Source organism: Kribbella sp. NPDC051587 (assembly GCF_044453945.1).
Lineage (GTDB): Bacteria > Actinomycetota > Actinomycetes > Propionibacteriales > Kribbellaceae > Kribbella.
Genome location: NZ_JBITDE010000005.1, coordinates 291084 through 317599, shown reverse-complemented (window position 1 = coordinate 317599; position 26516 = coordinate 291084). Strand labels below are relative to the sequence as shown.

Annotated in this window: 24 protein-coding genes; 17 read left to right on the top strand and 7 right to left on the bottom strand. The window is 68.2% G+C overall.

Annotated elements, in window-relative coordinates; translation table 11 throughout:
* Window positions 1-6 precede the first annotated feature (6 nt).
* Together ACIA49_RS20775 and ACIA49_RS20770 are read left to right on the top strand one after the other, a co-directional pair.
* Entirely contained in the window at window positions 7-1053 is a 1047-nt protein-coding gene (locus ACIA49_RS20775; RefSeq protein ID WP_396378830.1) for a hypothetical protein, read from the top strand.
* A gap of 76 nt (window positions 1054-1129) precedes the next feature.
* The gene (locus ACIA49_RS20770; RefSeq protein WP_396378829.1) at window positions 1130-2899 is read left to right on the top strand and encodes a glycoside hydrolase domain-containing protein; all 1770 of its coding nucleotides are present in this window, start codon (window positions 1130-1132) and stop codon (window positions 2897-2899) included.
* On the opposite strand, the gene ACIA49_RS20765 is transcribed toward ACIA49_RS20770, so the two are convergent.
* Window positions 2894-3883: a helix-turn-helix domain-containing protein gene (locus ACIA49_RS20765; protein WP_396378828.1), complete on the bottom strand. Its 990-nt coding sequence runs from the start codon at window positions 3881-3883 to the stop codon at window positions 2894-2896. The genes ACIA49_RS20770 and ACIA49_RS20765 overlap by 6 nt on opposite strands.
* Before the next feature lie 992 nt (window positions 3884-4875).
* On the opposite strand from ACIA49_RS20765, the gene ACIA49_RS20760 reads away from it, so the two are divergent.
* The 14 genes from ACIA49_RS20760 to ACIA49_RS20695 are packed head-to-tail and all read left to right on the top strand — an operon-like array spanning window position 4876 to window position 19810.
* Window positions 4876-5742: an ABC transporter permease gene (locus ACIA49_RS20760; protein WP_391548684.1), complete on the top strand. Its 867-nt coding sequence runs from the start codon at window positions 4876-4878 to the stop codon at window positions 5740-5742.
* A 16-nt stretch (window positions 5743-5758) separates the two neighbouring features.
* Window positions 5759-6547, top strand: a complete 789-nt coding sequence (locus ACIA49_RS20755; RefSeq protein WP_396378827.1) for an ABC transporter ATP-binding protein — start codon at window positions 5759-5761, stop codon at window positions 6545-6547.
* Between the two features lie 26 nt (window positions 6548-6573).
* A complete protein-coding gene (locus ACIA49_RS20750) occupies window positions 6574-7638 on the top strand; it encodes a glycosyltransferase (protein WP_396378826.1) in 1065 nt (354 codons plus the stop codon).
* Window positions 7635-8987, top strand: a complete 1353-nt coding sequence (locus ACIA49_RS20745) for a glycosyltransferase (RefSeq protein ID WP_396378825.1) — start codon at window positions 7635-7637, stop codon at window positions 8985-8987. Before ACIA49_RS20750 ends, ACIA49_RS20745 begins: the two co-directional genes overlap by 4 nt.
* Window positions 8984-9748 carry a hypothetical protein gene (locus ACIA49_RS20740; RefSeq protein WP_396378824.1) on the top strand — a complete coding sequence of 255 codons (765 nt, stop codon included), beginning with the start codon at window positions 8984-8986 and terminating at the stop codon, window positions 9746-9748. The genes ACIA49_RS20745 and ACIA49_RS20740 overlap by 4 nt, the downstream gene beginning before the upstream one ends.
* Window positions 9749-9758: 10 nt before the next feature.
* Window positions 9759-10946: a hypothetical protein gene (locus ACIA49_RS20735; RefSeq protein WP_396378823.1), complete on the top strand. Its 1188-nt coding sequence runs from the start codon at window positions 9759-9761 to the stop codon at window positions 10944-10946.
* Window positions 10943-11554, top strand: coding sequence for a DapH/DapD/GlmU-related protein (locus ACIA49_RS20730; RefSeq protein ID WP_396378822.1), 612 nt, complete (start codon window positions 10943-10945; stop codon window positions 11552-11554). Before ACIA49_RS20735 ends, ACIA49_RS20730 begins: the two co-directional genes overlap by 4 nt.
* On the top strand, window positions 11551-12642 hold the full coding sequence (locus ACIA49_RS20725; RefSeq protein WP_396379038.1) for a DegT/DnrJ/EryC1/StrS family aminotransferase: 1092 nt from the start codon (window positions 11551-11553) through the stop codon (window positions 12640-12642). The genes ACIA49_RS20730 and ACIA49_RS20725 overlap by 4 nt, the downstream gene beginning before the upstream one ends.
* Window position 12643: 1 nt before the next feature.
* Window positions 12644-13639, top strand: coding sequence for a Gfo/Idh/MocA family protein (locus tag ACIA49_RS20720; RefSeq protein WP_396378821.1), 996 nt, complete (start codon window positions 12644-12646; stop codon window positions 13637-13639).
* On the top strand, window positions 13636-14691 hold the full coding sequence (gene wecB, locus ACIA49_RS20715; protein WP_396378820.1) for a non-hydrolyzing UDP-N-acetylglucosamine 2-epimerase: 1056 nt from the start codon (window positions 13636-13638) through the stop codon (window positions 14689-14691). The genes ACIA49_RS20720 and wecB overlap by 4 nt, the downstream gene beginning before the upstream one ends.
* Window positions 14692-14700: 9 nt before the next feature.
* Complete coding sequence (locus tag ACIA49_RS20710; RefSeq protein WP_396378819.1) at window positions 14701-15834, top strand: acyltransferase family protein; 1134 nt, start codon at window positions 14701-14703, stop codon at window positions 15832-15834.
* 25 nt (window positions 15835-15859) lie between these two features.
* The gene (locus ACIA49_RS20705) at window positions 15860-17161 is read left to right on the top strand and encodes a nucleotide sugar dehydrogenase (protein WP_396378818.1); all 1302 of its coding nucleotides are present in this window, start codon (window positions 15860-15862) and stop codon (window positions 17159-17161) included.
* Window positions 17158-18657, top strand: a complete 1500-nt coding sequence (locus tag ACIA49_RS20700) for a hypothetical protein (RefSeq protein ID WP_396378817.1) — start codon at window positions 17158-17160, stop codon at window positions 18655-18657. The genes ACIA49_RS20705 and ACIA49_RS20700 overlap by 4 nt, the downstream gene beginning before the upstream one ends.
* Window positions 18647-19810, top strand: a complete 1164-nt coding sequence (locus ACIA49_RS20695) for a glycosyltransferase (RefSeq protein WP_396378816.1) — start codon at window positions 18647-18649, stop codon at window positions 19808-19810. Before ACIA49_RS20700 ends, ACIA49_RS20695 begins: the two co-directional genes overlap by 11 nt.
* 100 nt (window positions 19811-19910) lie before the next feature.
* On the opposite strand, the gene ACIA49_RS20690 is transcribed toward ACIA49_RS20695, so the two are convergent.
* The 3 genes from ACIA49_RS20690 to ACIA49_RS20680 form a co-directional block, all read right to left on the bottom strand.
* The gene (locus ACIA49_RS20690; RefSeq protein WP_396378815.1) at window positions 19911-21860 is read right to left on the bottom strand and encodes a CocE/NonD family hydrolase; all 1950 of its coding nucleotides are present in this window, start codon (window positions 21858-21860) and stop codon (window positions 19911-19913) included.
* Between the two features lie 154 nt (window positions 21861-22014).
* A complete protein-coding gene (locus ACIA49_RS20685; RefSeq protein WP_396378814.1) occupies window positions 22015-22875 on the bottom strand; it encodes a hypothetical protein in 861 nt (286 codons plus the stop codon).
* Window position 22876: 1 nt separating this feature from the next.
* Window positions 22877-23863 carry an SPFH domain-containing protein gene (locus tag ACIA49_RS20680; protein ID WP_396378813.1) on the bottom strand — a complete coding sequence of 329 codons (987 nt, stop codon included), beginning with the start codon at window positions 23861-23863 and terminating at the stop codon, window positions 22877-22879.
* A gap of 81 nt (window positions 23864-23944) precedes the next feature.
* On the opposite strand from ACIA49_RS20680, the gene ACIA49_RS20675 reads away from it, so the two are divergent.
* On the top strand, window positions 23945-24628 hold the full coding sequence (locus ACIA49_RS20675) for an NUDIX hydrolase (RefSeq protein WP_396378812.1): 684 nt from the start codon (window positions 23945-23947) through the stop codon (window positions 24626-24628).
* Window positions 24629-24738: 110 nt separating this feature from the next.
* Here the strand turns inward: ACIA49_RS20675 and ACIA49_RS20670 are convergent, their stop codons facing one another.
* The 3 genes from ACIA49_RS20670 to ACIA49_RS20660 form a co-directional block, all read right to left on the bottom strand.
* Window positions 24739-25629: a carbohydrate kinase family protein gene (locus tag ACIA49_RS20670; protein ID WP_396378811.1), complete on the bottom strand. Its 891-nt coding sequence runs from the start codon at window positions 25627-25629 to the stop codon at window positions 24739-24741.
* A gap of 7 nt (window positions 25630-25636) precedes the next feature.
* Window positions 25637-25816 (bottom strand): hypothetical protein, encoded by a 180-nt coding sequence (locus ACIA49_RS20665; RefSeq protein WP_396378810.1) that lies wholly within the window; start codon window positions 25814-25816, stop codon window positions 25637-25639.
* A 70-nt stretch (window positions 25817-25886) separates the two neighbouring features.
* The gene (locus ACIA49_RS20660) at window positions 25887-26516 is read right to left on the bottom strand and encodes a CoA transferase subunit B (protein ID WP_396378809.1); all 630 of its coding nucleotides are present in this window, start codon (window positions 26514-26516) and stop codon (window positions 25887-25889) included.

Sequence of the window (26516 nt, the reverse complement as noted above, 5' to 3'; positions counted from 1 at the left end):
ACGTAGATGGCACTACGGACAACCCGCCGGACCGTGCTGACCGGTCTGGCGGCGATGGCGGTCGTACCCCTCGTTCCCGTGCGGGCCTTCGCGGCTGGCTGGACGCGGCACGACTTTCCGCCGCGTGCCGGCACCGCCGAGCAGCGAGTGAACGGGATCTTCGCCGCATCGCCCACTGCGGCCTGGTCGATCGGGGTCGACGGTGTCGAGCCGGTGGTCGGTCGTTGGGACGGCAGTTCCTGGCGTGCGGTCCAGGCACCCGCTGTCGGCGGCGACATCGCCGGAACGGCAGCAGACGACGTCTGGATCGGGACCGGCGCGAAGAACATGCACTGGGACGGCGTCAGTTGGACTGTGCGGGCAGTGCCGGCGCCACCGGCGGGTGAGATGTACATCGACACCGGCAACCTGGTGACTGACGCCAGAGGAACCGCGTGGAGCACGACAGCGACCACGACTGTGCTTGGCACCGGACCGCTGATCTACCGAGTGATGCGGTGGGACGGTACCGCGTGGCAGCTCCTTCCGAACCCGCCGCGGACCACGGCCGGGTTCGACGTACTGGACCTCGATGTGACCGGTGCGACCGGCGCCTGGGTCGTGGGCACGCGGGTGGGAGCGGACCGGACGCTGGTCGTGCAATGGGACGGCAGTGCGTGGGTAGACCACCAACTGCCGGGCGACTCGGTCTATCCCGAGGCTGTGCTGGCTCTCGGACCCAGTGCGGTGTGGATAAGCGGCCAAGACGCGAACAGCTCAGGCTTCCTGGCCCGCTGGAACGGAGAGTCCTGGAGCCGCCTCGACATCCCCGGCGGTGGCCGGGTGTCCCGCCTGTACGACGTCGGTAACGGCGGACCGTTGATCCGAACCCAGAACGACGGCTACTACCGATGGGGAGCGGCTGGCTGGCAGGTTGTGCCGACGCCACCGGTCCGGGTGCTCTACTCCGAGGTGCGGTCGGCGTTCGCCGCAGCACCCGACGGCGGCATCTGGGCGGCCGGATCCCGGGTGGCCGGTGGCCGCGTCGTACCGGCGACGGCCCTTTATCTGTAAGGGAAAGGGCTGACTTCGCTGTCCTTTCGGGCAACGAGTAGCGCAGCGATCGCCGTGGATGCCTACGATTCCTGACGTGACCAGGTTGGTGTTCTCGCGGCGATCCCTGCTGGCCGGGTCGCTCTCGGCCGTCGTGCCCCTGGCGGTGCGGCCGGCCGCCGAGCCGCTGGCCGCTGTGTGGGCGGTGAATGACGGCGAGAAGGTCGAGGCCGACGACCTGGCGAATCCGAACAAGCGGCGCAACTCGGCGTGGGACGGCCACACCGCGCGCATCTTCGGTGCGCGCAACGAGGTGGTCGCGTTCCAGGTCGTCGTGGAGGCCAGCCAGGCAGGGATCGGTGCGTTGTCGGCACGGCTTCCGGTACTGCGGCAAGTGGGCGGACCGGGCGTGATCCGGTACGCCCCACCGGCCGCGGATCCGTCGGACACGGTCGGTCGTCAGATCCAGGTCTTCTCCGAACGTTCGATGCGCATTACCGAGAAGTCGAACGCGGACTGGATCTACCTGCGTGACTCACCGGACGAACCGCCGGATCCGTTGGGTACCAAGCCGGTCCAGTTGGTCCCCGAGAATGCCGCGCAGGGTGGGTTTCCGCTCGCCGTACCGGCTGCGACCAATCAGGCGTTCTGGTTCGACGTGTACATCCCACGGCACGCGTCGGCCGGGATCTATCGCGGGCAGATCGAGGTCGAAGCCGACGGCCAGGTGCGAAGGGTGCCGGTCGAACTGACGGTCTTCGCCTTCACGCTGCCCGATCAGAACAGCATCACCGCGATGTTCTACTTCGAGAGTTCTCAGGTCGAACTGCGCTACGGCCGCAACCTGGACCAGGTCTTCCACCGCTTCGCCCACCGGCACCGGGTCGAGTTCGTGGACGCCTACGACCTCGCGGCCGCGACCGCCGCCCGATCACGTTTCACTGGCGCGGACTTCACCAAGGCAAACGGCTACGAGGGTCCTGGGGAGGGCGTCGGGAACACTCTGATCCCGCGCACGTTCTACGGTCCGGAGCCCGACTTCGACACCCCGGAGAAGGCGAAGGTCAACGCTCCGCTGTGGACCGATTGGCTGGCGCGGAACCTGCCGGGGAAGAAGACCTTCCTCTACATGCCCGACGAGCCGGGGCCTGAGGACTACGACTACATCCGCTCGTTGTCCGCGGCGGTGCGGGAGTCGGGCGCGCCGCTGCCGATCTTCGCTACGCACGCCTACGACGCCGTACTGGATGGTCCTGAGAAGGCGGTCGACCTCTGGGCCTCGGTGGCCGACCTCTACCGCTCGCCGGCCGCGGAGATGCTCCGCAAGGAGGGCCGGGATCTGTGGTTCTACAACGGTCAGCGGCCGAACGTCGGATCGGTGGTGATCGAGTCGCCGGCCACCGATCCACGGGCCAACCTGTGGGCGGCGTTCAAGCACGACGTCTCGACATACTTCTACTGGCACACCAACCACTGGCGGCACAACCGGCAAGTGTTGCCGGGGCGCGAACGCAACCAGAACGTCTGGGTGGACCCGGTCACGTTCTACAACAAGCGCGGCTGGTGGGCGAACGGTGACGGCGTCCTGATGTATCCGGGGGAGGACCGCATCTACCCCGACCAGGACCGCGGGATCGCCGGCCCGGTCTCCACGATCCAGCTGGCCAACTTCCGCCGCGGGATCCAGGACCACCTCTACCTGACGACGGCCCGCGCCCGCGGCCTGCACCACCTCGTCGACGGCATCGTCGAGGAGATCGTCCCGGCGGTCCTCGACGAAGCCGGCCCGCGCGTCTCGTTTCCCCAGCAGGGCAACGACTACGAGCGGGCCCGGCTCCGACTCGCGCGGGCTATCGCAGCCTCATAGCCAGTTCTCCCGGGCGGCGTGCAGGGCCAACTGGAAGCGGGTGCTGGCGCCGGTCCGGTTCATCAGCCTCTCCAGGTAGCGGAAGAACGTCCGGCGACTGATGCCGAGGGTGCGGGCGATGGTGTCGTCGGCGGCGCCGGTTGCGAGCAGGGCGAGCAGCCGGCGCTCGATCGGCTCCAGCCGGTCGTCCTCGGCGCCCACCGACGCGTGCAACGGCAGCGCGTTGCGCCAGCAGAGCTCGAACATGCCGATCAGCGCGGTGAGCAGACTGCTCGGCCGGATGATCAGCAGCGACCGGTTCACATCGGTGTCGCGCACCGACATCGACACGAACGCCATCGAGCCGTCGATGATGGTCAGCTTCGCCGGTACGTCGGGCAGTACGCGCGCCTGCTCGCCGGCCTCCACACACGGGAGGATGTTCTCGGTCAGGTAGCCGGGCACCTCGACCGACTCCGGTGAGTACACGACCCGGTAGGCGACCCCTCGGCTGAGCTGGTCGATCTCCTCCTGGTTCGGGCCGCCGATGTAGTACGGCGGGGAGTCGATGGCCAGGATCTCGCGCTGGGCGCTGCCCTTGATCTGATGGATCCGCTCGACGATCGCGCTACCGGTGACGACCTCGATCAGGTGCGTGGTCGACTCGTTGTGCACGGTCCGCCGGAACTCGTCGTACGCGTTCAGGACCTCGATCCGGGCCTGCTTGAGCTCGGACTCCCGGCGCAGCGTCATCGCCTCCAGACCGGCGTCCGGAGGCACCGGGAGGAAGCGCGAGTGGTCGGACCCGGACCGCCGGGCCAGCCCCGCCTGCACCAGCCCGCCGAGGATGGTGTCGATCCCCGCCGAGCGGTCGGGGACGCCCTCGTCCAGCTCGGTGATCGACGAGGGGCCGGTCCGCAGCAGGTGCTGGTAGACCTTGATCTCGTCGTCGCTGAGTCCGAGCACGCGCAGATGATCGGCACGCTCCGTGTCCGAGCTGCTCACGAGTCGTCCCTCCCTTCCGAAAGTCGTCACCGTCCGCTACCGCCTCTCCAGCCTAGGATGCGCGATCCAGTGCGATCCGCACTGTCCGTGTCCTGATGAATGCGGGCAGCGATATTTGTTGTCCTGTCAGCATTCTTGTGCCGTGTCACCATCCGGCCACCATTTCCGCGCAGTTGTGAGCGAAGATTGAGGTCCAGCAGCCCGGCGACGGACCACCTGAGCGCCGCCGGGCTGCTGTTCCAATTCTGGCGTGTGTTCGCTGTTCCGTCAGCGGTGGCCGTTTCGGTTGGGTCTCGATCCCGGCGTATCGGTGCCCTCGCACTCCCGTGCCATCACCGGCCGTGTTGGAGGGTGTACAAACTGTGCATCTCCATCGTGAGGCCGATGAGAAGGGGAGTCCCATGCGATCAGCATCACCTTCCTGTGCGGCCTCTGGTGCGATGACCGCCGCCCTGGTCATTGCGCCTGCCGATCCGGTGGCTGCCCGGCCCGACTCCGCCCAGTGTGGCCGGGCCGCCGGATCCAGTGTGCGGTCCCAGGTGGTGCTGAGCGGTGCTCCGTGGATGGTGAGGCTGTCCATGGGGATGCGGGGACACGACGTCCACCGCGCGGCTCGCCCCGGCCACTAGGCACCCCTGGGACCCACCGGCGTGATTTGACGCGGATTTGACCTTGTTCACTCGTGTTCGCCACGGCCGCCGACGAACATCGGGAACGGCGTATTTCCATGCGCCGGAAGGCGTTTTGGTGCCGACGAGCCGTCAAATGTATATTCCGGATAACGATCGAAGTGGGCCGGAGCCTGGATGGGCCGCTTTGATCGGGCGCGACGTCGGTAGCCGTGCGTACGTCGTTGCTCACACTGGTGGACTGCTGTGTCATCGGCGCCGGGGCCGATCCGCTACTCTCTTCCCGGTCTACGTGGCCCGGTCAAACGAACACCAGCGGCTGAACGTGGACAGGACTTCATGGCAGAGAGAGGCGTCGCCTGAATGAACGCGACTAGCGTCGACGAGGCATTTAACCCGTCGGTGCATGTGTACGAACCACACAAGGCCGGCTTGCCGCCCTTGCGGCCGTACTTCAAAGCACTCTGGGAACGCCGGGTGTTCGCGGCAGAGATGTCGCGGAGCGGAATCCGTGCGGCCAACACCAATACCTTCTTCGGGCAGATCTGGTTGGTCATCAACCCGCTGCTGCTCGCCGGGGTCTACTACCTGCTCACCGACATCATCGCCGGAGCCGGGGCCCGCAAGGACGCGGGCGCGGTCTTCGCACATATGTGTGGTGGCCTGTTCGCCTTCTACTACTTCCAGGGCGCGGTCACGACCGGTGCCGGCAGTGTGGTCGGTGGCGGCAAGCTGCTGATGAACATGGCCTTCCCGCGGATGCTGCTGCCGCTGTCGGCGCTGCGGACGGCGTTCTTCCGCTTCCTGCCGACGATGGTCGTGTACGGCGCGATCCACCTGCTGACCAAGCAGCCGCTGCACTGGGTGATGCTGCTGGCGCCGGCGTTCCTGATCCTGCTGACGATGTTCGCGGCCGGGATCAGCATGATCTTCGCCGCGATCCAGGTGTACTTCCGGGACACGTCCAGCTTCCTGCCGTACCTGATGCGGATCTGGCTGTACCTGTCCCCGGTGCTGTGGTTCGCCGAGAAGGCACCGGCGAAGTTCAAGGACTTCATCCAGTACAACCCGCTCTACTCCCTCCTGGGCGGCTGGACCGACCTGCTGGTCCGCGCCAAGATGCCGGATGCCGAACTGTGGATCGGCGGCGTGGCGTGGGCGGTGGCCGCGTTCGTGGTCGGTTCGTTGTTCTTCATGTCGAGGGAGCGTGAGTTCGCTGTCCGTCTCTGAGGCCGAGAAGAAGACCATGTCAAACGTCGACTCCAGTCCGGCCGTCAAGGTCCAGGACGTCTCCATCACCTACCGGACCACGTTCGAGCGGGTGCCGACCTTCAAGAGCGCGATCGTCCGGTTCGGCCGTGGCGAGCGCGCGGTCCGCGAGGTCAAGGCCGTTCAGAACATCTCCTTCGACGTCGCGCACGGCAGCGCGATCGGCATCATCGGGGCCAACGGCGCCGGCAAGTCGACGCTGCTGCGGGCGATCGCCGGCATCCTGCCGCCGACCACGGGCCGGATCGAGGTGCACGGTCGGGTCAGCACCCTGCTGTCGCTGGGTGTGGGCTTCAACGCCCAGCTGTCCGGCAAGGAGAACGTCACCCTCGGTGGTCTCGCGGCCGGCCTGACCCGCAAGCAGGTCCAGGAGCGGTACGAGGAGATCGAGGCCTTCGCCGAGCTCGGCGAGGGGTTCATGGAGATGCCGATGCGGACGTACTCGTCCGGCATGTTCGCGCGGGTGGCCTTCGCGGTCGCCGTGCACATGGACCCCGACATCCTGATGATCGACGAGGCACTGTCGGCCGGTGACGCCAAGTTCAAGGTCAAGGCCGCCGACAAGATGAAGGAACTGGCCACCAACAGCCGGACCATGTTCCTGGTCAGCCACGCGATGAGCAGTGTTCGCGAGCTCTGCAACGACTGCATCTGGATCGACAAGGGCAAGGTGATGATGCGCGGCGAGCCCAAGGAGGTCATCGACGCGTACACCAACTTCCTCAAGGTCGACGCCGCACAAGCCGTTTCGCGCGAGGACCTCTGACGATGTCTCGCCGGACAGTGCCGGACGTGGGCATCATCACGACCGGCCACGATGTCGCCGATGCGCGTCTGCACAAGATCACCGCGGCCCTGCAGCACCGCGACCTCAGTGTCGAGCTGTGGGGCCTCGGTGAGCCCGAGGGCGGTCCGGCAGGCGCTGTCGTGCACGCCGGTCCCCGAGGCAACCTGGTCCAGCGGCTCGCCCGCACCGCGGTGCTGCCGTGGCGGACCAAGGCCAAGGTGGTGATGACGGTCGATCCGGACATGATCCCGATCACCCGGCTCGTCACCACGCTGCGCCGCCGCAAGATGGTCGCCGACGTCCACGAGGACTACACCCGGCTGCTCGCGGACCGCGCCTGGGCCAAGGGCCCGGCCGGACTACCGGCCCGGATGATCGTCCGGGCCAGCTCCAAGCTGGCGGCCGGCGCCGACCTGACGGTTGTCGCCGATTCCCATCTTGCCCCGCACCAGGCGAAGAAACGCCTGGTCGTGCAGAACTTTCCGTACGTCCCGTTCCTGGCCCTGACCCCGCCGACCGGTGCCCCGCGCGCCGTGTACGTCGGGGACCTGCGGGCCAGCCGTGGACTGTTCGACATGGTCGAGACCGTCGCCGCGGCGCCGGACTGGTCCCTGGATCTGATCGGTCCGGTCGCCCCGAGCGACCGCGACGAGCTGGAGGCCCGGATCAACCGGGCCGACCTGGCCGGGCGGGTCCGCCTGCACGGCCGCCAGCCACCGGCTGACGCCTGGAAGCTGACCCAGGGTGCCTGGGCCAGCCTGGCCATGCTGCAGCCGACCCCGGCGTTCGTGGAAGCGATGCCGTCGAAGATCTACGAGTACCTGGCCAGCGGCCTCCCGGTGCTGTCCACCCGCCTGCCCCGGCAGACCCGGGTGATCGAGGAGTCTGGTGGCGGAGTCCTGGTGGACTCGGTGGCCGAGGCGTCGGAGACCCTGCGGCGCTGGTCCGCGGACCCCGGCGAGCTGGAGAAACTGCGTGACCACGCGCTCGAGTGGGCAGCCGCCAATCTGCCCGCCACGACGCCGTACGACGAATTGGCCGACGCGATTCTCACCTTGCTGAGAGCATGACTGCTGAGAGGATGGGCATGACGGACCGCCCACACATGTTGTACGTCGCCTGGGGGTTCCCCCCGTGCCGGGGCGGCGGTGTGTACCGGGCGCTGGCGACAGCGAACCGGTTCGCCGCGCTCGGCTGGAAGGTGACGGTGCTGACGGCCGAACGCGAGACCTTCTACCGTTTCACCGGCGCCGACGCGACCCTTGAGGACCGGGTCGACCCTTCTGTCGAGGTGGTCCGGGTGCCGTTCGACTGGCCGGTCATGGAGACCGACCTGCGCCGCTGGCCGAAGGCCCGCGCCCGCAACCCCCGGTTGTGGAGCAAGTGGCGCAACAAGCAGGACCTGATCCCGTTCCCGGAGCACGGCTACGGCCCGTGGCGTTCGGTGATCGAGGAGGCGGCGGAGCGGATCCACGCCGAGAACCCGGTCGACCTGACCGTGGCCACGGCCAACCCGCATGTCGCGTTCACGGCGGCGTACCACCTGCACGAGAAGGCCAACGTGCCTTACGTGATGGACTATCGCGACGCGTGGCTGCTGGACGTCTTCAGCGGCAACCGGCTGCACGAGCCGAAGAGCCGGGCCGCGAAGTGGGAAGAGAAGCTGGTCGAGGCTGCTCAGGAGGTCTGGTTCGTCAACGACCCGATCAAGGAGTGGCACGTCGAGCTCTACCCGGCGCAGGCGAGCAAGATGCACGTCGTCGCCAACGGCTTCGACCCGGAGCTGGTCCCGGACACCCATGACCGCGGCCCGGTCACCGACCGGCCGTTGACCTTCGGGTACGTCGGTACCGTGTCGCCGAAGGTGCCGCTGCAGGACTTCGTCGACGGTTGGAAGATCGCCGTCGAGCAGTCCGAGGAGCTGGCCGGTGCGAAGGCCAAGATCCACGGTTACCTCGGGTACTACGCCGTACCGCGGCCGGACATGCTGGCCGCGATCAACTCCGGTGCCGACGAGGGCGTCAGCTACGAGGGCCCGGTCGGCAAGGCCGAGATCGCCAAGGCGTACGACGAGTTCGACGTCCAGCTGCTGATGCTGGGCAAGGGCAAGTACGTGACCAGCGGCAAGGTCTTCGAGTACCTGGCGACCGGCCTGCCGGTGGTCTCCGTGCACGACCCCGAGAACGCGGCGTCCGACGTACTGCGTGGTCACCCGCTCTGGTTCCCGGTCACCGAGGTGACGCCGGAGGCCATCGCGGCGGCGCTGATCGAGGCCGCGCACGCGGCCCGGACGGCCGACGAGGGCATCCGCCAGAAGGCGCGCGAGTTCGGCGCCGGCTACCGGCGGGACCTGGTGATGGACCCGCGGATCGAGGCGCTCGCCGAGGTCGTCACGAAGAAGAGCGAGGTGTCCGCATGAGTGAGCAGAAGGTTCTGCTGCTGAGCACCAAGCGGCTGAAGCCGGACTACTTCGACACCATCCGCGAGGACCTCGGGGGTGGCGACGACCTCGTGCTCGACGTGATCGGCTGGCTGCCGCCGATCGACATCGTCGACGAGAAGGTCAACACGTTCACGTTGATCGGCCCGGGCCGGATGCCGACCATCGAGGACCAGTACGACGAGTACGACGACGAGGACGAGTACGACGACGAGGACAGCGACGACGAGTTCGACGAGTCGCCGGACGCGGTCATCGCGCCGGAGGCGGTCTCGGACCCGAACTCGGTCACCGGGGAGAGCCTGACGCCGGCCGCGGCCGAGCAGCACGCCGGTGACGGCGAGCACGGCCACGGTCATGGTCACGGCCATGGGCACCGCCCGAAGAAGCGGCCGGAGCCGATGCCGTGGGGTGGCGCCCGGGTCAAGCAGGCGGTGCGCTGGCGTTACCGCCGGGCCCGGCGCAAGGCGGTCAACGCCGCGATGAAGTTCGGACCGGTGAAGTTCGTCCGGACCTCGCGGGTCAGCAAGAACCTCAGCAAGGCCTACTGGAAGCGCGTGCAGACCCGTACCGACGTGCGCGACTTCATCCAGCAGGCCGACGTGATCATCGCGCTGGACGCGAACGCGATCTGGGCTGGCTGGCACCTCGGGCAGGAGCGGCCGGACCGGCCGGTCGTGCTCGGTCTGCCCGCTGCCCGGCGTGAGCTGGACCAGCTCAAGGTTCCGGCAGGTCACTGAGGTCATGTCCATGACGGTGTCGCGTTCGCTTCGTGGCCACCTGCCGACGCCAGTTGCCCGGACCGCGAAGGCGGTCCGGGCCCGTCTGCGTGGTCTGCGCTACGCGTACGCGACCCTGCCGGCCTTCCCGCCGGCTGCCACCACTCCCGTGCGGTTGCTGGTCGGACCGACCAACTCCGCCGGGCAGGGCTACGCCTGGGCCCGCGCGGCCGAGACGTTACCCGGCGTCGCGGCCGTGTCGTTCGCGATTCAGCGCTCGGCGGCCTTCCGGTTCGCCGACGACTACGGCGTACCGCAGTCGTGGTGGAACCAATCGCGCTGGGCCCGTGCCCAGCGCGAGCACGTTGTGGCCGACTACACCCATGTGATGGTCGAGTCCCTCCGGCCACTGCTCGGGTACGGCGGCCATCCGGATGCGGCCGCGGACATCGCCGTACTGCAGCAGGCGGGCCTCAAGGTCAGCCTGCTGTTCCATGGATCCGACATCCGGCTGCCCAGTCGTCATGCGGCGCGGGAGCGGTTCTCGCCGTTCGCGGAACGCGACGAGTTCACCGAGAAGCTCGAGGTCCAGGCGCGGCGGCATGCCGAACTGGTCGAGAGCCTCGGACTGCCGGTCTTCGTCTCCACGCCGGACCTGCTGATCGACGTACCGCAGGCGCAGTGGCTGCCGGTCGTCATCGACCCGGCGCCGTGGGCCCAGGCCGCTCGTCCGCTGTTCAGCGGCGAGCGTCCGGTTGTCGTGCACGTCCCGTCGAGCGCGAAGCTCAAGGGCAGCGCCCGGATCGACGAGGTGCTGACCGGACTGCACGAGCGCGGCCTGATCGAGTACCGGCGCATCACCGGCGTACCGCACGCGGAGATGCCGAGGGTGATCGGCGCCGCTGACATCGTTGTAGACCAGCTGGGAATCGGCCTGTACGGCGTCGCTGCGGCCGAGGCGCTGGCGGCGGGCCGGATCGTCGTCTCGTACGTCGGTTCGGAGCTACGCGCGCAGGTGCGTAGTCTGGCTGGGCGAGAGGTACCGATCGTGGAGGCGGACGACGACACGCTGGGTGACGTCGTCAGCGATCTCGTCGCTGATACCGAGAGCGCGGCCGCGCAGGCGGCGGCCGGGCCCGGGTTCGTGGCGGAGCTGCACGACGGCCGTCGCGCAGCCGAAGTTCTCAGCCACTGGCTGACTGTTAAGGAGACCCTGTGACCACCCGCATCGCCCCGTCGGCCGACGTCGACGAGCGCGCCCAGATCGGCGACGGATCGTCGGTCTGGCACCTGGCCCAGGTCCGCGAGAACGCGGTGCTGGGGAAGAACTGCATCGTCGGCCGCGGCGCCTATGTCGGGACCGGGGTCCAGATCGGCGACAACTGCAAGATCCAGAACTACGCGCTGGTGTACGAGCCCGCCTCGCTCGAGGACGGCGTCTTCATCGGCCCGGCCGTGGTGCTGACCAACGACTACTTCCCGCGCGCGGTGAACCCGGACGGGACACCGAAGTCCGGGCACGACTGGGAGCCGGTCGGCGTGACCCTGAAGGAGGGCTGCTCGCTCGGTGCGCGCAGCACCTGCGTGGCCCCGGTCACCGTGGGCCGCTGGGCGACCGTCGCCGCCGGCGCCGTCGTGGTCAAGGACGTGCCGGACTTCTCGCTGGTCGCCGGGGTTCCGGCGCGCCACCTCAAGTGGGTCGGCAAGGCCGGCGTACCGCTGCTCGCTGTCGGGGACGGCGAGTGGAAATGCCCGAACACGGGCGAGATCTACATCGAAACCGACGGACGGCTGCGGCCGGCCGATGAAGCACAGGAGGAGAACTGATGGTGCAGCCGATTCCGGCCGCGAAGCCGATCATCGGGAAGGAGGAGCGCGAGGCTGTCGACCGTGTCATGCAGTCCGGCATGCTCGCCCAGGGTCCTGAGGTGGCGGCGTTCGAGCAGGAGTTCGGCGCAGCGCTGGTCTCCGGCCGGGCGTGCGTCGCGACGAACTCGGGCACGTCGGGTCTCCACCTCGGCCTGCTGGCCGCGGGGGTCGGACCGGGTGACGAGGTCATCGTCCCGTCCTTCACCTTCGCCGCGACCGCGAACAGCGTTGCGCTGACCGGTGCGACCCCGGTCTTCGTCGACATCGAGCCGACGTACTTCTGCCTGGACCCGGTCGCGGTCGAGGCCGCGATCACCGAGAAGACCAAGGCCGTCATGCCGGTGCACCTGTTCGGCCACCCGGCCAACATGACCGCGCTGCAGGCGATCGCGGACAAGCACGGCATCGCGATCTACGAGGACGCCGCGCAGGCGCACGGCGCGACCTGGAACGGCGCTCCGGTCGGCACCTTCGGCGACTTCGCCATGTTCAGCCTCTACCCGACCAAGAACATGACGTCCGGTGAGGGCGGCATGAACTCGGTCGCGAACGAGCACCTTGAGCGCCAGATGCGGCTGTACCGCAACCAGGGCATGCTCAAGCAGTACGAGAACGAGGTCGTCGGCCTGAACAACCGGATGACCGACCTGCACGCCGCGATCGGCCGCGTGCAGCTGACCAAGGTCGGCGGCTGGACCAAGCAGCGGCAGGAGAACGCGGCCTTCCTGGACGCGAACCTCGCCGGTGTCGGCGTTCCCGCGGTGGCCGACGAGGCCAGCCACGTCTACCACCAGTACACGATCCGCGTCACCGAGGACCGCGACGGTTTCGCGAACGCGCTGCGCACCGAGTACGGCGTCGGTTGCGGCGTCTACTACCCGATCCCGAACCACCGCCTCCCGTCGTTCCAGCGCGAGCTGGACCTGCCGGAGACCGAGAAGGCCGCGGCCGAGGTGCTCTCGCTGCCGGTCCACCCGTCCTTGTCCGAGGACGACCTGAACCGGATCGTGGCCGCGGTGAACACCGTGGCGAAGGCTGGTGCGTGAGATGGCGAACCTGCGGGCAGGCCTGATCGGCCTGGGCATGATGGGCCGTCACCACGGCCGCGTGCTGGCTTCCCTGGACGGCGTCGACCTGGTCGCCGTCGCGGACCCGGGCGGTGACAAGTTCGGTGTCGCCGGCGGTCGTCCGGTGCACGAGAACATCGAGCAGTTGATTGCCGAAGGCATCGACTACTGCATGGTCGCGGTGCCGACCCAGTACCACGCGGAGATCGCCAAGGCGCTGGCCGAGGCCGGCGTGCACGCGATGATCGAGAAGCCGCTGGCCGGTTCCTCGGCCGAGGCGACCGAGATCGCCAAGGCCTTCGAGGCCGCCGGCCTGGTCGGCGCGGTCGGTCACATCGAGCGGTACAACCCGGCGCTGCAGGCGCTGCGGGTCCGTCTCGAGGCCGGCGAGCTGGGCGACATCTACCAGATCACCACTCGTCGGCAGGGCCCGTTCCCGGCCCGGATCGCCGACGTCGGCGTCGTCCTGGACCTGGCGACACACGACATCGACCTGACCGCGTGGGTGACCCAGTCCCCGTTCGTGACCGTGTCCGCGCAGAGCGCGCACAAGTCCGGCCGTGAGTACGAGGACCTGATCGCCGTCACCGGCAAGCTGGCCGACGGCACCGTCACCAGCCACCTGGTCAACTGGCTGTCCCCGATGAAGGAGCGGCTCACCGTCGTCACCGGTGAGAAGGGCGCCTTCATCGCCGACACCCTGACCGCCGACCTGACCTTCCACGCCAACGGCACGGTCGCCACCGCGTGGGACGACGTCGCGCACTTCCGTGGTGTCAGCGAGGGCGACATGATCCGCTACGCGATCAGCAAGCCCGAGCCGCTGCGCACCGAGCACGAGCAGTTCCGCGACGCCGTTCTGGGCAAGGAAGCCGACATCGTCACGCTGCAGCAGGGCCTGACCACCGTCGCGGTCGCCGAGGCTGTCATCCAGTCGGCCGCCGAGGACCGCACCATCAAGGTCGCCGGCGCATGAAGGTCCTGAGCGTTGTCGGGGCCCGGCCCCAGTTCGTGAAGCTCGCCCCGATCGCCGAGGCGTTCGCGGCGACCGACCACGAACACGTGATCGTGCACACCGGTCAGCACTACGACAAGAACATGTCCGACGTGTTCTTCGCCGACCTGAAGATCCCGGCGCCGGATGTCCACCTGGGCATCGGCTCCGGCAGCCACGGCGTGCAGACCGGCGCGATGCTGTCCGCGATGGACGCCGTACTGGACGAGCACCAGCCCGATTGGGTGCTCGTCTACGGCGACACCAACTCGACGCTGGCCGGCGCGCTGTCGGCAGTGAAGATGCACCTCCCGGTCGCGCATCTGGAGGCCGGTCTGCGGTCGTTCAACCGGCGGATGCCGGAGGAGCACAACCGCGTGCTGACCGACCACGCCTCGGACATCCTGCTCGCCCCGACCCAGGTGGCGATGGATCACCTGGCCAACGAGGGCCTGAAGGACAAGTCCCGGCTGGTCGGCGACGTCATGACCGACGTCTGCTTCCGGGTCCGGGACGCCGTCAAGGACCAGCCGCTCGACCTGCCGTTCAAGCAGGGCGAGTACCTGGTCGCGACGATCCACCGGCCGGACAACACCGACGACCCGGCGCACCTGGCCGGCATCATCGAGGGCCTGGCCAACGCCGGGCGCCCGGTGGTTCTGCTGGCGCACCCGCGGCTGGTCGCCAAGTGTGCGGAGCACGGCATCAAGCTGGAGCGTCCGGACGGTTCGCTGCACGTCCGCGAGCCGCTGGCCTACCCGGAGATGGTGCAGGCCGTCATCGGTTCGGCCGGTGTCGTCACCGACTCCGGTGGTCTGCAGAAGGAGGCCTTCCTGCTCGGCCGCGTCTGCACCACGCTGCGCCCCGAGACCGAGTGGGTCGAGACCGTCGAGTCCGGATGGAACGTGCTGACCATGGACGTCAGCAAGCTGCCTGAGCTCGCGGCCCGGACGGCGCCGACCGGCGAGCGCCCGATGCCGTACGGCGATGGTCACGCGGCTGGTCGCGTGGTCGCCGCACTCGCCGCCGAGTAGAACATGTCGATGGCTGCCGAGGACGTGGTGCAGCCGCCCGCCCAGGAGAAATCCGGGCCGGCGGCGGCCTCGCCCTCGGCAGTTCGCCGTATTGAGTCGTTGACGGGGTTGCGGTGGTGGGCGGCGTTCTTCGTCTTCACCCACCACATGGGGAATCTGGCCCCGTTGCCGATCCGCGAGTTCCTGAAGCTCGGTACCTCCGGGGTGACGTTCTTCTTCGTGCTCTCGGGTTTCGTCCTCACCTGGTCGACCCGGCCGGGCACGGCGGCCGGCACCTTCTATCGTCGCCGGTTCGCCCGGATCGTCCCGGCCCACGTGGTCGCGCTGATCCCGGCGATCTTCGTGTTCTACCGGTTCGATCCGCCGGAGAACATGTTCTGGATCAAGCCGGTCTCGATCACCGCGATCGTGCTGTCACTGGTCCTGCTGAACGGCTGGTCGAACAACCCCGACATCCTGTACGGCGGGAATCCGGCGTCCTGGACGTTGTCGATCGAGATGTTCTTCTACGCGTTCTTCCCGTTCCTGCAGCGGATCACGGCCCGGCTCAAGCTGGCCGGTGCGTTGATCGTCGCGGCCGCCGCGATCGTCATCTCGGGCGGGTACCGGTTGACGCAGTACCACTGGGCCGACCTGCCGACGCTGCCGCCACCGTTGCTGCACGCGACCGCGTTCGTGGTCGGGATCGCGATCGCCGTCGCGTTGCGATCGGGCTGGACCACCCGGCTGCCGGCCTGGCTCGGCTACCTCGCGATCGGCGTCGGGCTGGTCGTCCTCACCTACACGTTCCGGCACCCGGGCAAGGTGCCGTTCGGAACCGAGATCAGCCTGCTGCAGAAGGAGATTCTCACTCTCCTCTACGGCTTCTTGATCCTGGTCGTCGCTGCCCGGGACCTGCGTGGTGGCCGGTCCCTCCTCCGGAGCAAGCCGCTGGTCGCACTCGGCCAGTGGTCGTACTCCTTCTATCTGGTGCATGCCACCGTGCTGTACGCGATCAGGGAACTGCACGGACACAGCGAAGCTGTCTCCTGGCTCAACCTGACCTGGTACGCCGGTGTCGGCGCCGTATCGATCCTCGCCTCGTGGCTGCTCTACAAGTTCGTCGAGCACCCGCTGGAACTCAAGCTACGAGGCTCCCGTTGAAGAATCACTATCTAGTGGAGTCAGAGTGCGCGTCAGTGTAATTGCCTTGGGCAAGATCGGTCTGCCGTTGGCGGTCCAGTTCGCCTCGAAGGGGCACCAGGTCGTCGGTGTCGACATCAACGAGAAGTTCGTCGAGCTGGTGAACGCCGGCCAGGAGCCGTTCCCGGGTGAGGACCACCTGCAGGAGCTGCTCGCCGAGACCGTGGCCGACGGCCGCCTGCGGGCGACCACCGACTACGCCGACGCCATCCCGAACAGCGACGCGGTCGTCATCGTGGTGCCGCTGTTCGTCGACGAGAAGACCGGCGAGCCGGAGTTCGGCTGGATGGAGAACGCGACCCGTTCGCTGGCCGAGCACCTCACCCCGGGCACCCTGGTCTCCTACGAGACCACGCTGCCGGTCGGCACCACCCGGAACCGGTGGAAGCCGATGCTGGAGGAGATCTCCGGCCTGACCGAGGGCACCGACTTCCACCTGGTGTTCTCGCCGGAGCGTGTGCTCACCGGCCGCGTCTTCGCGGACCTGCGCAAGTACCCGAAGCTGGTCGGCGGTCTGTCCGACGAGGGCGCCAAGCGCGCCACCGAGTTCTACGAGGCCGTCCTGGACTTCGACGAGCGTCCGGATCTCGAGCGTGGCAACGGCGTCTGGGACCTCGGCTCCGCCGAGGCCGCCGAGCTGGCGAAGCTGGCCGAGACCACCTACCGCGACGTCAACATCGGCCTGGCGAACCAGTTCGCCCGGTTCGCCGGCCAGAACGGCATCGACGTCACCCAGGTGATCGACGCGTCGAACTCGCAGCCCTACAGCCACATCCACCGTCCCGGCATCGCCGTCGGTGGCCACTGCATCCCGGTCTACCCGCGGCTGTACCTGTACACCGACCCGGACGCGACCGTCGTCCGCGCCGCCCGCGAGGCGAACGCCGGCATGCCGGACTACACCATCGGCCTGCTCGAGGGCGCCTTCGGCGACCTCAAGGGTGCGAAGGTCGTCGTCCTCGGTGCGTCATACCGCGGCGGCGTCAAGGAGACCGCGTTCTCCGGCGTCTTCCCGGCCGTCGACGCGCTGAAGGGCCGCGGCGCCGAGGTCTTCGTGCACGACCCGATGTACACCGACGAGGAGCTCACCGGGCTCGGCTTCACGCCGTACACGCTGGGCACGCCGGTCGACGCGGCGGTGCTGCAGGCCGACCACGCCGAGTACGCCGAGCTGTCGCCGGCCGACCTGCCGGGCGTCACGGTGCTGGTGGACGGTCGCGACAAGACCGACGCGGCCAAGTGGGCCGGCGTCCGTCGCATCGTGATCGGAAGGTCCATCCGGCAGTGACCCAGCCCGACCTGCGGGCAGTAGTACATTCGGGGGCCGGTGCACAGGTAACTGTGTTCCGGCCTTCGGCCACCAGGGAGTCGTCGAAGGAGCTGGTCGACGGCGCCCTGGTCGTGCACGTTCCGCTGCGTGAACCGCAGTCCGGAGACCGGTACAAGATGGTGCTGAGCGAGCTCAAGGCCGATATGGCCCACGGGCGGGTCGGCCGCGCCGAGCAGTTGCTTCGACGCGCCTGGCTGAAGATGCTCAAGCTCGACCACAGGCCGCGTCTCTCCAAGGCCCAGCAGCTGGAGCTCACCTTCGGTGGACTGCTCGACCGTCTGCAGCCTGACATCCTGTACGCACAGGACACCGCGATGCTCGCCGTCGCCATCCGGGCTGCCGACCGCGCGAAGTTGCAGAAGCGAGCGCTGAAGGTGGTCCACCAGGAAGCTGATGCGCCCCGGCAGCAGAGCGCACCCCGAGAGCACCAGCGGCGGTTGCTGATCGGCCCGGTGAACAGTGCGGGTCAGGCGTGGCTGTGGGCGCAGGCACTGGAGCAGGTTGTGCCGACGGAGACCCTGAGCACCACCAGTGCGAAGTTCGAGTTCCCTGCTCATCGCACTGCCACAGCTGAGCAATACAAGGGCGATCTGCGCTGGCAGCTCGACCTCACAGCTTGGGCGTTGGCCGAAGTCACCCATGTGCTGTTCGAAGCGGGCCGGCCGATGTTCGGCCAGCTCCCCGGGCAGCTGTGGACGAGCGACGTACCGATGCTGGACAAGGCAGGCATCCGGCACGGTTTGGTCTTCCATGGCTCGGAGATCCGCGATCCGGCCAAGCACCGGCAGCTGTTCGAGCACTCGCCGTTCCAGAACCCGGATGACGACTTCACTCGCCGGCTGCAGGCAGCAAACGACGTACTGCGGCGGCATCTGGCGTCGTACGACGGCCCTGTGTTCGTGACTACGCCAGACCTGCTGGAGTTCGTCGACAACGGCACCTGGTTGCCGCTGACCGTCGATGTGAATGCGCTGGCGTCGGACCGGCCGGTGCTGGAGCGTGAGGTGCCAGTGGTGCTGCATGCGCCGTCCAGCAGCGCTCTCAAGGGTTCTGCGTACGTCGACCCGGTGCTGACCGACCTGGACGCGCGTGGGGTGATCAAGTACCAGCGGGTCGAGGGTGTGCGGCACTCCGAGCTGGCTGCGTTGGTGAGGGACGCCGACATCGTGGTCGACCAGTTGATGCTCGGCTCGTACGGCGTACTGGCGTGTGAGGCGATGGCGGCCGGGCGGGTCACTGTGGGTCACGTAGCGGACCGAGTGCGCGCGCTGGTGCCCGCTGAGCTGCCGATCGCGGAGGCCACTCCGAGTGATCTTGGTGCGGTGATCGAGCGCCTGGTGAGCGACCGGGAGACGGCGCGGAAGCTGGCCGACGGCGGGGCTGCTTACGTTCGGGAACTACACGATGGACGCAGAGCAGTCGAAGCGCTGCTACCTTTCCTCGGTGGCAGGTGACATGCGGGTATTGATGATTGCGCAGTCTCCGATCGCCGGGGACTCGCGAATCCTTCGCGAGGCAACCGCGCTGGCGGATGCTGGGCACACGATTCACATCATCGGGCGGGACGTGCCCGAGGGGTTCGAGATCGGCCCGAAGATCACGGTCGAATCGGTGTCGCGGTCCTCCGGGCTGCGCGCCGGTGGCGGCGGGCTGGCGGTCGGGCACGGCCGGCGAGGGCCGAAGGTGCTGGCCAAGCGCTTCGGGCGCTGGCTGCTGCTGCCGGAACACCGCTTGCGGACCGAGAAGCAGTGGCGGCTCGCTGCGTCGCCGAAGGTGGCCGCGGCCGGCCCGTTCGACGTCGTACACGCTCATGACTTCAACACGCTCGAGCTGGCCGCGGAGTACGCCGAGAAGTGGCAGGCGATCCTCGTCTACGACAGCCACGAGCTGTGGTTCGACCGTGCGCTGCCGGGCCGGCCGACGCCGTTCTGGCGCGCACGTGGCCGCAAGTTCGAGGCTGAGCTCGCTGCGAAGGCACGGGTCGTTTTCACCGTCTCCGACGGCATCGCGGTCCGGCTGCGGGATCGCGGCCTCACCGACGTCCGCGTCATCCGGAACACCTTCCCGAAGGCCACCTTCGTCCCACAGCCGCTCGAGCGCCCCGAGGGACTCCTGTACGCCGGTCGCGTCGGCGCGGGTCGCGACCTGCCGACGGTCGTCGGGGCAGCACGTCAGCTGGAGCCGTTCCGCACGGTGCTGATGGGCTCGGTGGATCCCAACTACCGCTTGGATCTGGGCCCGGTCGAGGTGGTACCCGAGCGCTCGATCGACGAGGTCGACGAGACGCTGCGCTCCTACGGCATCTCGCTGGTCACGTTGACCAACACCTGCGAGAACCACCGCCTCGCGTTGCCGAACAAACTCTTCCACGCGGTCAGGGCCGGCGTACCGGTGGTTGCCGCGGACCTGCCCGAGCTGCGGTCGGTCGTGTCGTCGCATCAGCTCGGAACGCTCTACACACCTGGTGATCCCGCTTCGCTGACCGCCGCCGTACGGGCTCTGATCGAGAGCTACCCGGTCTACACCGCCGGCGTCCGCGAAGCCGCCGACGAACTCAACTGGGAACACGACTCCCAAACCCTCGTCAAGGCCTACTCCGAACTCTAAAAACCCTAACGTCCGAAGACTCGCGGGCTGGCGTCGGCGAGTTTTCGGACGTTGCGACAGGGAAACGGGGCCCCAGCGTGTGGGACCCCGTTTCTGGGGATCAGCGGGAGGCTTCGACCATCTGCTGCATGAGCTTGACCGGGTCCTTCTCGGGCTCCGGCTGGGCGAGGTCACTCGCGATGACGCGTGCCTGCGGGGCTCCCGCGGTCGCCAGCGACTGGGTGTAGCCGGTGAGCGGGAGGGTCAGGGACGAGCGGGTCGGGTCCAGGGTGAGGGTGGCACCCGTGAACGGGATCGACGGGTTGTCGGGCTCGACCGTGAGGACGAGGCCGAGCCGGTGACCGGCGGCGAAGACGATGTCGTCGGCATTCAGCTCGAACGTCAGGTCGTACCACTTGCCCGACTGCAGCGACTCCTTGCGGTTCAGCGACTTGTAGTGCCCGACGTCCGCGAGTGTGCGGATGACGACGGCAGCGTCCGAGACCGCGGTGTTGATCTTGGTCTCGCCGTAGCAACCGGTGTCGAGCGCGTTGCCGTCACCCCAGCAGACGCGGGTGTTCGGCACAGTCGTGACGTTGGTGTAGCGGGTCGCCGTACCGTAGTCGACGACGCGAGCCTTGATACCGGCCGCGGCGCGGTTCGACTTCACCCGGACGGTTACCTTGCCGGTGCCGCTGATCCGGACCGCCTTGTCCAGGGTGTCGCTGAGGAACACCGCACGGTCGGGCTTCGGCGTGGTCGGATCCAGTACGACGGTGTCCGTCGACTCCTTGTCCGTACCGGTGAAGCTGACCGGGTCACCCGAGGCGGCCGCGATCGACAGACCGCCGGCCTTCGCGCCGTCGGCCTTTCCGAGGTTGAGCTTGGTCTGCTTGGCCCCGGCCGCCGGCCACCTGGCCTCGGTCGTGTAGCTGCCGTCCTCACGCATGATGGTGGCCTGCGGCTGCTTCATCACGTCGTTCTTCAGCCCCTGCAGCCAGTAGTCGAACCACGGGTGCAGCTGGTCGACATACGCGTCCCGGAAGCTGAACCCGTCCAGATGCACGCCCTGGTGCAGGAAGATCTTCCGCGGCACGTTGCGCTTGGCGATCTCCTCCCACCACTCGCCGAACTGGCGGGTCTTCACGTTCTCGTCGTCCAGACCGTGGATCGCGAAGACACTCGCCCGCACCTTGCTCGCGTCGAGGCGGTAGTTCCGCGGGTCCCAGAACTTGCTGTAGCTGCCGGTCCGGGTGTCGGAGTCCTGCTCGACCTCGTCGGTCAGCGCGACACAGCGCGGGGTCTTGTCGTTGCTGACGTAGTCGTACAGGAACTCCATGTACGCGTCGTAGAACGGCACCCCGAAGCTGCGGGTGTAGTCGTACCAGCTGGAGATCGCCGCGATCGGGACGATCGTCTCCAGGCCCCGGACGCCGGTGCTGGCCACGGAGTTCGCGATCGTCCCGTTCCACGACGTACCGATCATGCCGGCCTTGCCGGTGGACCAGTCGGCCTTCGCCTTGCTGCCGTCCGGGTTGTAGCCCGGCACCCGCTGGTTCAGCCAGTCGATGACCGCCTTGGTGCCCTGCACCTCGAAGTCGCCGCCGACGTCGGTACAGCCGGTGGACCGGCTCGTCCCCGGCATGTCGACGAACGCGACGGCGTACCCGCGCGGCACGAAGTAGTTGTCCAGCCAGCTGCCGTAGACCTGCCGGATGCCGTTGGAGTCGAAGTAGCTCGCCGGGTCCCCGGCGTAGTACGGCGACGCCTGGATGATGACCGGTACGTCGATCCCGGCCTGCGCGGCCTCACCCGGACGGATGATGTCGACCGTGATCTGGTCGGTCTTGCCGTCCTCGTCGTTGTCCGTGTGCGGGACGTCGACCGCGATCCGCTCGTGGATCGCGTTGTCGTAGTCGTACGCCGCGACCGTCTGCGTCCCTTGGACGAACGGCTTGGCCGGTGGCTTGGCGTCCGCGGAAGGCCGGGCGGCGGCGGTCAGAGTCGCGGCCGGAATCAATGCGGCCGCAGCAAGCAGGATCGTCCCGGTACGGAACGGAGTTCTGCGCATGCGTGTCTCTCCCCTGTGGGCGGTGGGCAAGGCACGACGGCCCTCCCTCGAACAGGGCCGTGGTATTGGTCTGCACCTTAAGCACGGATGACCATCGTTGTCAGCACACATCTCGTCTCAACTGGTCACCGCATGCGCACGCACGGGTAATACTTCACGCCACCAGGTGGAGCTTGACGGGGGCGACGGCGATCTCGAGGCGTTGGCCCCAGGTGAGGGTGAGGGTGTCGGACTCCATGCCGTCGCCGAAGACGACCAGGTCGGACTCGGCGGTGATGGTCAAGGTGTCGGGCGCCTTGAGGAGGCCTTCGGTGTTGTCCGTGCCGGTCGCGGGTGAGGGCCAGGCTTCGCGGACGAACCAGCACAGGGCCGGCTCGATGGGGGTCGGGAGGGTGAGCGGGCTGTGGCGTTCTTGCCAGGCCGAGCGGCACCACCCGGTCGAGCCGGTTCCGGTGCCGACCAGGATGCCGGACGACGACTGCCGCTCGGAGCCCAGCCAGTACCGCGCGGACTGGTGGGTCCGGTGGCCGACGTACACCTCGTTGAGCGCGATCAACTGCTGACCGTCGTCGGTCGACGCCGCGACCATGGTCCGCGCGGTGACCTCGCGGACGGCGAGCAGATCGGTGATCGCCGCCGGTTCGTGCGGAACCAGTACGCCGGGATTGCGCGTCGGCTCGGGATTGATCCCTATCACCGGCTGGCCGTCCAGGTACTTGGCCACGTTGGCGACCAGCCCGTCCTGCCCGACCGCGATCACCACGTCCTCCGGCCCGAACCCGAACCGGTCCAGATCGTTGCGCTCGGCAACAGCTCTCCGCCAGTCCAGCGGAACCGCCGCCGACACGGTGGCCAACGCGTCCCGCTGAGCCCGATGCCGCGCATCGAGCTCAGCCAGATCGCGCCCGCGGCCGGCCAGGAAGAACCCGGCCTGCTGGCGAGTGCCGTGGTGGGCGATCAGCTCGGTGAGCTCGGTTGCCCGATGCACGATCACCGCCCTCGGTGGAAGTGGCATGTCAGGCCGTCAGCTTCGACAGCAGCGGAGTGAGGAGGTCGGGGGTGAGGTTGAGGGTGCCGATCTCCGGCAGTGCACCCTGCTTGATCGCCAGCGCGAGAATCGTGCCCTGGTCGAGCTCGGCGTACGCCTCCAACATCGCCTGCTCCGCTGCAGCCTCGGCCGCGCCGATGACTCGCTTCGCATCCGCCTCGGCCTCTGCCATTGCCCGCTGCCGGCTCGCCGCCGCCTGCGTCTCGATCTGACCGGCGGCCGCTGCTTCGGTCGCGCGCATGCGCTCGTTCTGCCCGCGCTGGTTGACCAGCTGCTCCTCGCGACGCGCGAGCTCGATCTGGTTCTGCAGCTCGTTCTCCGCGATCGAACGCTCGCGCTCGACTGCCATCGCACGCCGTTCGTACGTCGCCTTGTCCGCCGCCTGCTGAACCATCTCGCGGGTGGGAGTCTGCAGCGCCTTCTCCACGTCCCGCTCAGCCCGTACGGCGACGACGCGCACGTCCTCGACGCCGATCCCGAGCCCGGTCAGCCGCGTGTCCTCCCGCAGGCCGGTCCCGCAGGCTCGCCGCAGCTCGGTCATGCCCTCGGACAGTGCCTCGGTCAGGGTCATCCGGGCGAGCAGGTCGAGCGCGGTCTGCTGCGCGAGCTCGGTCAGCAACCCGCCCAACTGCTCGAGCGGAGTGGCTCGCCACATCCCCGTGTCCGGGTCGATCCCGAAGTCCAACCGGGTCGCGGCCAGACTCGGGTCGACCACCCGGTAGGTGACAGTCGCCTGCACGGCCACGTCCTGGAAGTCCTGCGTCCGTCCGTGGAACAGCAGCGGCTGCTCGCGGTCGTCGATCGGAATCTCGCTCAGCGAGGAGTTCAGCGCCCGGAACCAGAACGCCTGCCCGGCGCCGTCGTGGGCGACCTTTCCGTTGCGCAGGTGCCGTACGTGGGTGGTCGGGTTGGCCCGCAGGTGACTGATGAACCGGAACCTCGTGATGTCTGCCATGTCGTTCGTTCTCCCTTGTCGTCACTTTGACGATAAGGGCAGGAGTGACTTCTCGTCAAGGTGACGATTAGAGTGGTCGGCATGGACTTCGTGCCGTTGGGCCTGGCGACCGACCTGGTCATCCTGACCGTCCGCGAGAGTGCCCTCCAGGTGCTGCTCATCCGCCGCGGCATCGCGCCGTACCGGGGTCGTTGGGCGCTTCCGGGCGGTTTCGTCCGCGAGGACGAGGATCTGGAGACCACCGCGCGCCGTGAGTTGACCGAAGAGACCGGCCTGGCCACCGACCGCATCCACCTCGAGCAAGTCGCCACGTACGGCGCTCCTACCCGCGATCCCCGTGGTCGCGTCGTCAGCGTCGCCTACCTGGCCCTGGTCCCTGACCTGCCCGCCCCGGTCGCCGGCACCGATGCCGAGTCCGCGCGCTGGGTCCCCGCCGATGCGCTCCTAGCGGACCCCACCCGCCTGGCCTTCGATCACCATCAAATCCTGAGCGACGCCGTCGAACGCGCCCGCGCCAAACTCGAGTACTCCCCACTCGCGGCCGCCTTCTGCCCGCCGGAGTTCACCATCTCCGAGCTCAGGACCATCTACGAAGCGGTCTGGGGCACCCCGCTCGACCCCCGCAACTTCCACCGCAAAGTCACCAAGACCCCCGGCTTCGTCGAACCCGCAGGCAGCACCACCACCCGCGACGGCGGCCGCCCCGCCCAGCTCTTCCGCCGCGGCACAGCCTCGACCCTGCACCCGCCGATGACTCGGGTGTGAACCCGGACCGCCAACACTCACCAACCTCCGCGGCGCCCGCTCCGCCACGCTCAGCCGTCTCTCGGAAACCACTATCCGAGGTACTTAGTGAGTGGGGGCGGTCCGCGGATCTATTTGTCCCCGCTCCGGGCGGCGAGTTCTTCGGCGGTGATGAGGTCGGTGTGGGTGCCTGGCGAGCCGCAGGCCCAGGCGCCGGCGATGGTCCCGGCCTGCGCGGCGTCGTACCAGCCGACGCCGTCAAGCCAGCGCGCGAGGAACGCCGCGACATAGGCGTCCCCGGCGCCGTTCGTGTCGACCACCGGCCGGTCGGCGAGTTTCAGCGCCGGGATGTGTCGCGGCGGCTTTCCGGGGAGATGCAGATAACTCCCATCGGCACCAGCCAGTACGACGACCGCCTGCGCGCGCCCGTGCTCAAAAATCCAACCCACCGCGTCATCCGGCAAGGCGCTCGCCGAGACGAACACGATGTCCGCCGAGGTGGCGAAGTCCCGGTGGTAGTCGTCCTTCCCGTCCCAATCGTGCAGGTCGGTGGAGATCGTGCGCCCCGCGGCCAACGCGTCCGGCAGGGCATGCCGGGCGAAATCCATGATCGACACATGCACGTGCCGAGCGTCCGCGATCGCCGGCCGCCACAGCTCCGGATCGACGCGCATCCCGGCCGGATGCCGCCCGTCGTAGAACGCGAGCCGCTCCCCGTTCGGCGTCACCAGGTTGACCGACCGCCGCGTCCCGTTCGGATGCTCCACGAAGTGCAACGGCATCTGCAGGTCCCAGTACAGCTGCCGGATCCGGAACCCCTCGTCGTCCTCCCCGATCACATCCGCGAGCCCGGCCTGCATCCCGAGCAGGTGACACCCCAATGCCACCCCGTGCCCGGTATGACCGACGTACATCTCGATGGGCTCGACCCACACCGTCTCCCGAGCGCCTAGCTCCAGCCCCGGCACCCGCACGATCGTGTCGACCCCAGCTCCGCCCACCACCAACACATCCAGCTCCACCCACCCGTCATACCCGACTTTCGTCGCCCCCAACAGATGCCTTCCGCCACTCGGCGTCGCGATCGACCTCTGGCCGCACGCTGAGGCAGTACTCCTTCGCCTCGGCGTACGGTCCGTCGGTCGGCAGCACGGAACACTGCACGTCCAGGTGCCGCATGCTGCACAGTGCTCGATCCAGGTACTTCATGGTCCGGCCTCCTCGAACTCGTTGTGAGTCCAAGGCTCGCCGTGTCGACTACCCGGTCGCGTCCCCAGATCTAATGACTTATCGGGGCCCCGGTCTTGTCCTGCAGCTCCTCGAACGTCACCCCGTCGGCCAGCTCGACCAGCTTCAGGCCGTCGTCGGTGATGTCCAGTACGGCGAGGTCCGTGATGATGCGGTCGACCACCCCGCGCCCGGTGTACGGCAGGTCGCACTCGGTGAGGATCTTGTGCGAACCGTCCTTGGCGACGTGCTCCATCAGCACGATCACCTTCTTGGCGCCGTGCACGAGGTCCATCGCCCCGCCCATGCCCTTGACCATCTTGCCGGGGATCATCCAGTTCGACAGGTCACCGGTCGCCGACACCTGCATCGCCCCGAGGATCGCGGCGTCGATCGCGCCGCCGCGGATCATCCCGAACGACAGCGACGAGTCGAAGAAGCTCGCGCCCGGCAACGTCGTCACGGTCTCCTTGCCGGCGTTGATCAGGTCCGGGTCCTCCTTGCCGTCGACCGGGTAGGGCCCGACGCCGAGGATCCCGTTCTCCGACTGCAGGACGACGGTGACGCCGTCCGGGATGTAGTTGGGGACCAGCGTCGGCAGCCCGATCCCGAGGTTCACGTACGAACCGTCCTCGAGCTCGCTCGCGGCCCGCGCCGCCATCTGCTCACGTGTCAACGGCAT

Excerpts from the sequence above, each read along its gene's own strand:
- ACIA49_RS20740 (WP_396378824.1), top strand. The coding sequence starts at position 8,984 with ATGAGTGAGCAGAAGGTTCTGCTGCTGAGCACCAAGCGGCTGAAGCCG.
- ACIA49_RS20775 (WP_396378830.1), top strand. The coding sequence starts at position 7 with ATGGCACTACGGACAACCCGCCGGACCGTGCTGACCGGTCTGGCGGCG.
- ACIA49_RS20710 (WP_396378819.1), top strand. The coding sequence starts at position 14,701 with ATGGCTGCCGAGGACGTGGTGCAGCCGCCCGCCCAGGAGAAATCCGGG.
- ACIA49_RS20660 (WP_396378809.1), bottom strand. The coding sequence starts at position 26,516 with ATGCCGTTGACACGTGAGCAGATGGCGGCGCGGGCCGCGAGCGAGCTC.
- ACIA49_RS20735 (WP_396378823.1), top strand. The coding sequence starts at position 9,759 with ATGACGGTGTCGCGTTCGCTTCGTGGCCACCTGCCGACGCCAGTTGCC.
- ACIA49_RS20745 (WP_396378825.1), top strand. The coding sequence starts at position 7,635 with ATGACTGCTGAGAGGATGGGCATGACGGACCGCCCACACATGTTGTAC.
- wecB (WP_396378820.1), top strand. The coding sequence starts at position 13,636 with ATGAAGGTCCTGAGCGTTGTCGGGGCCCGGCCCCAGTTCGTGAAGCTC.
- ACIA49_RS20690 (WP_396378815.1), bottom strand. The coding sequence starts at position 21,860 with ATGCGCAGAACTCCGTTCCGTACCGGGACGATCCTGCTTGCTGCGGCC.
- ACIA49_RS20685 (WP_396378814.1), bottom strand. The coding sequence starts at position 22,875 with ATGCCACTTCCACCGAGGGCGGTGATCGTGCATCGGGCAACCGAGCTC.
- ACIA49_RS20665 (WP_396378810.1), bottom strand. The coding sequence starts at position 25,816 with ATGAAGTACCTGGATCGAGCACTGTGCAGCATGCGGCACCTGGACGTG.
- ACIA49_RS20760 (WP_391548684.1), top strand. The coding sequence starts at position 4,876 with ATGAACGCGACTAGCGTCGACGAGGCATTTAACCCGTCGGTGCATGTG.
- ACIA49_RS20675 (WP_396378812.1), top strand. The coding sequence starts at position 23,945 with ATGGACTTCGTGCCGTTGGGCCTGGCGACCGACCTGGTCATCCTGACC.
- ACIA49_RS20720 (WP_396378821.1), top strand. The coding sequence starts at position 12,644 with ATGGCGAACCTGCGGGCAGGCCTGATCGGCCTGGGCATGATGGGCCGT.
- ACIA49_RS20680 (WP_396378813.1), bottom strand. The coding sequence starts at position 23,863 with ATGGCAGACATCACGAGGTTCCGGTTCATCAGTCACCTGCGGGCCAAC.
- ACIA49_RS20755 (WP_396378827.1), top strand. The coding sequence starts at position 5,759 with ATGTCAAACGTCGACTCCAGTCCGGCCGTCAAGGTCCAGGACGTCTCC.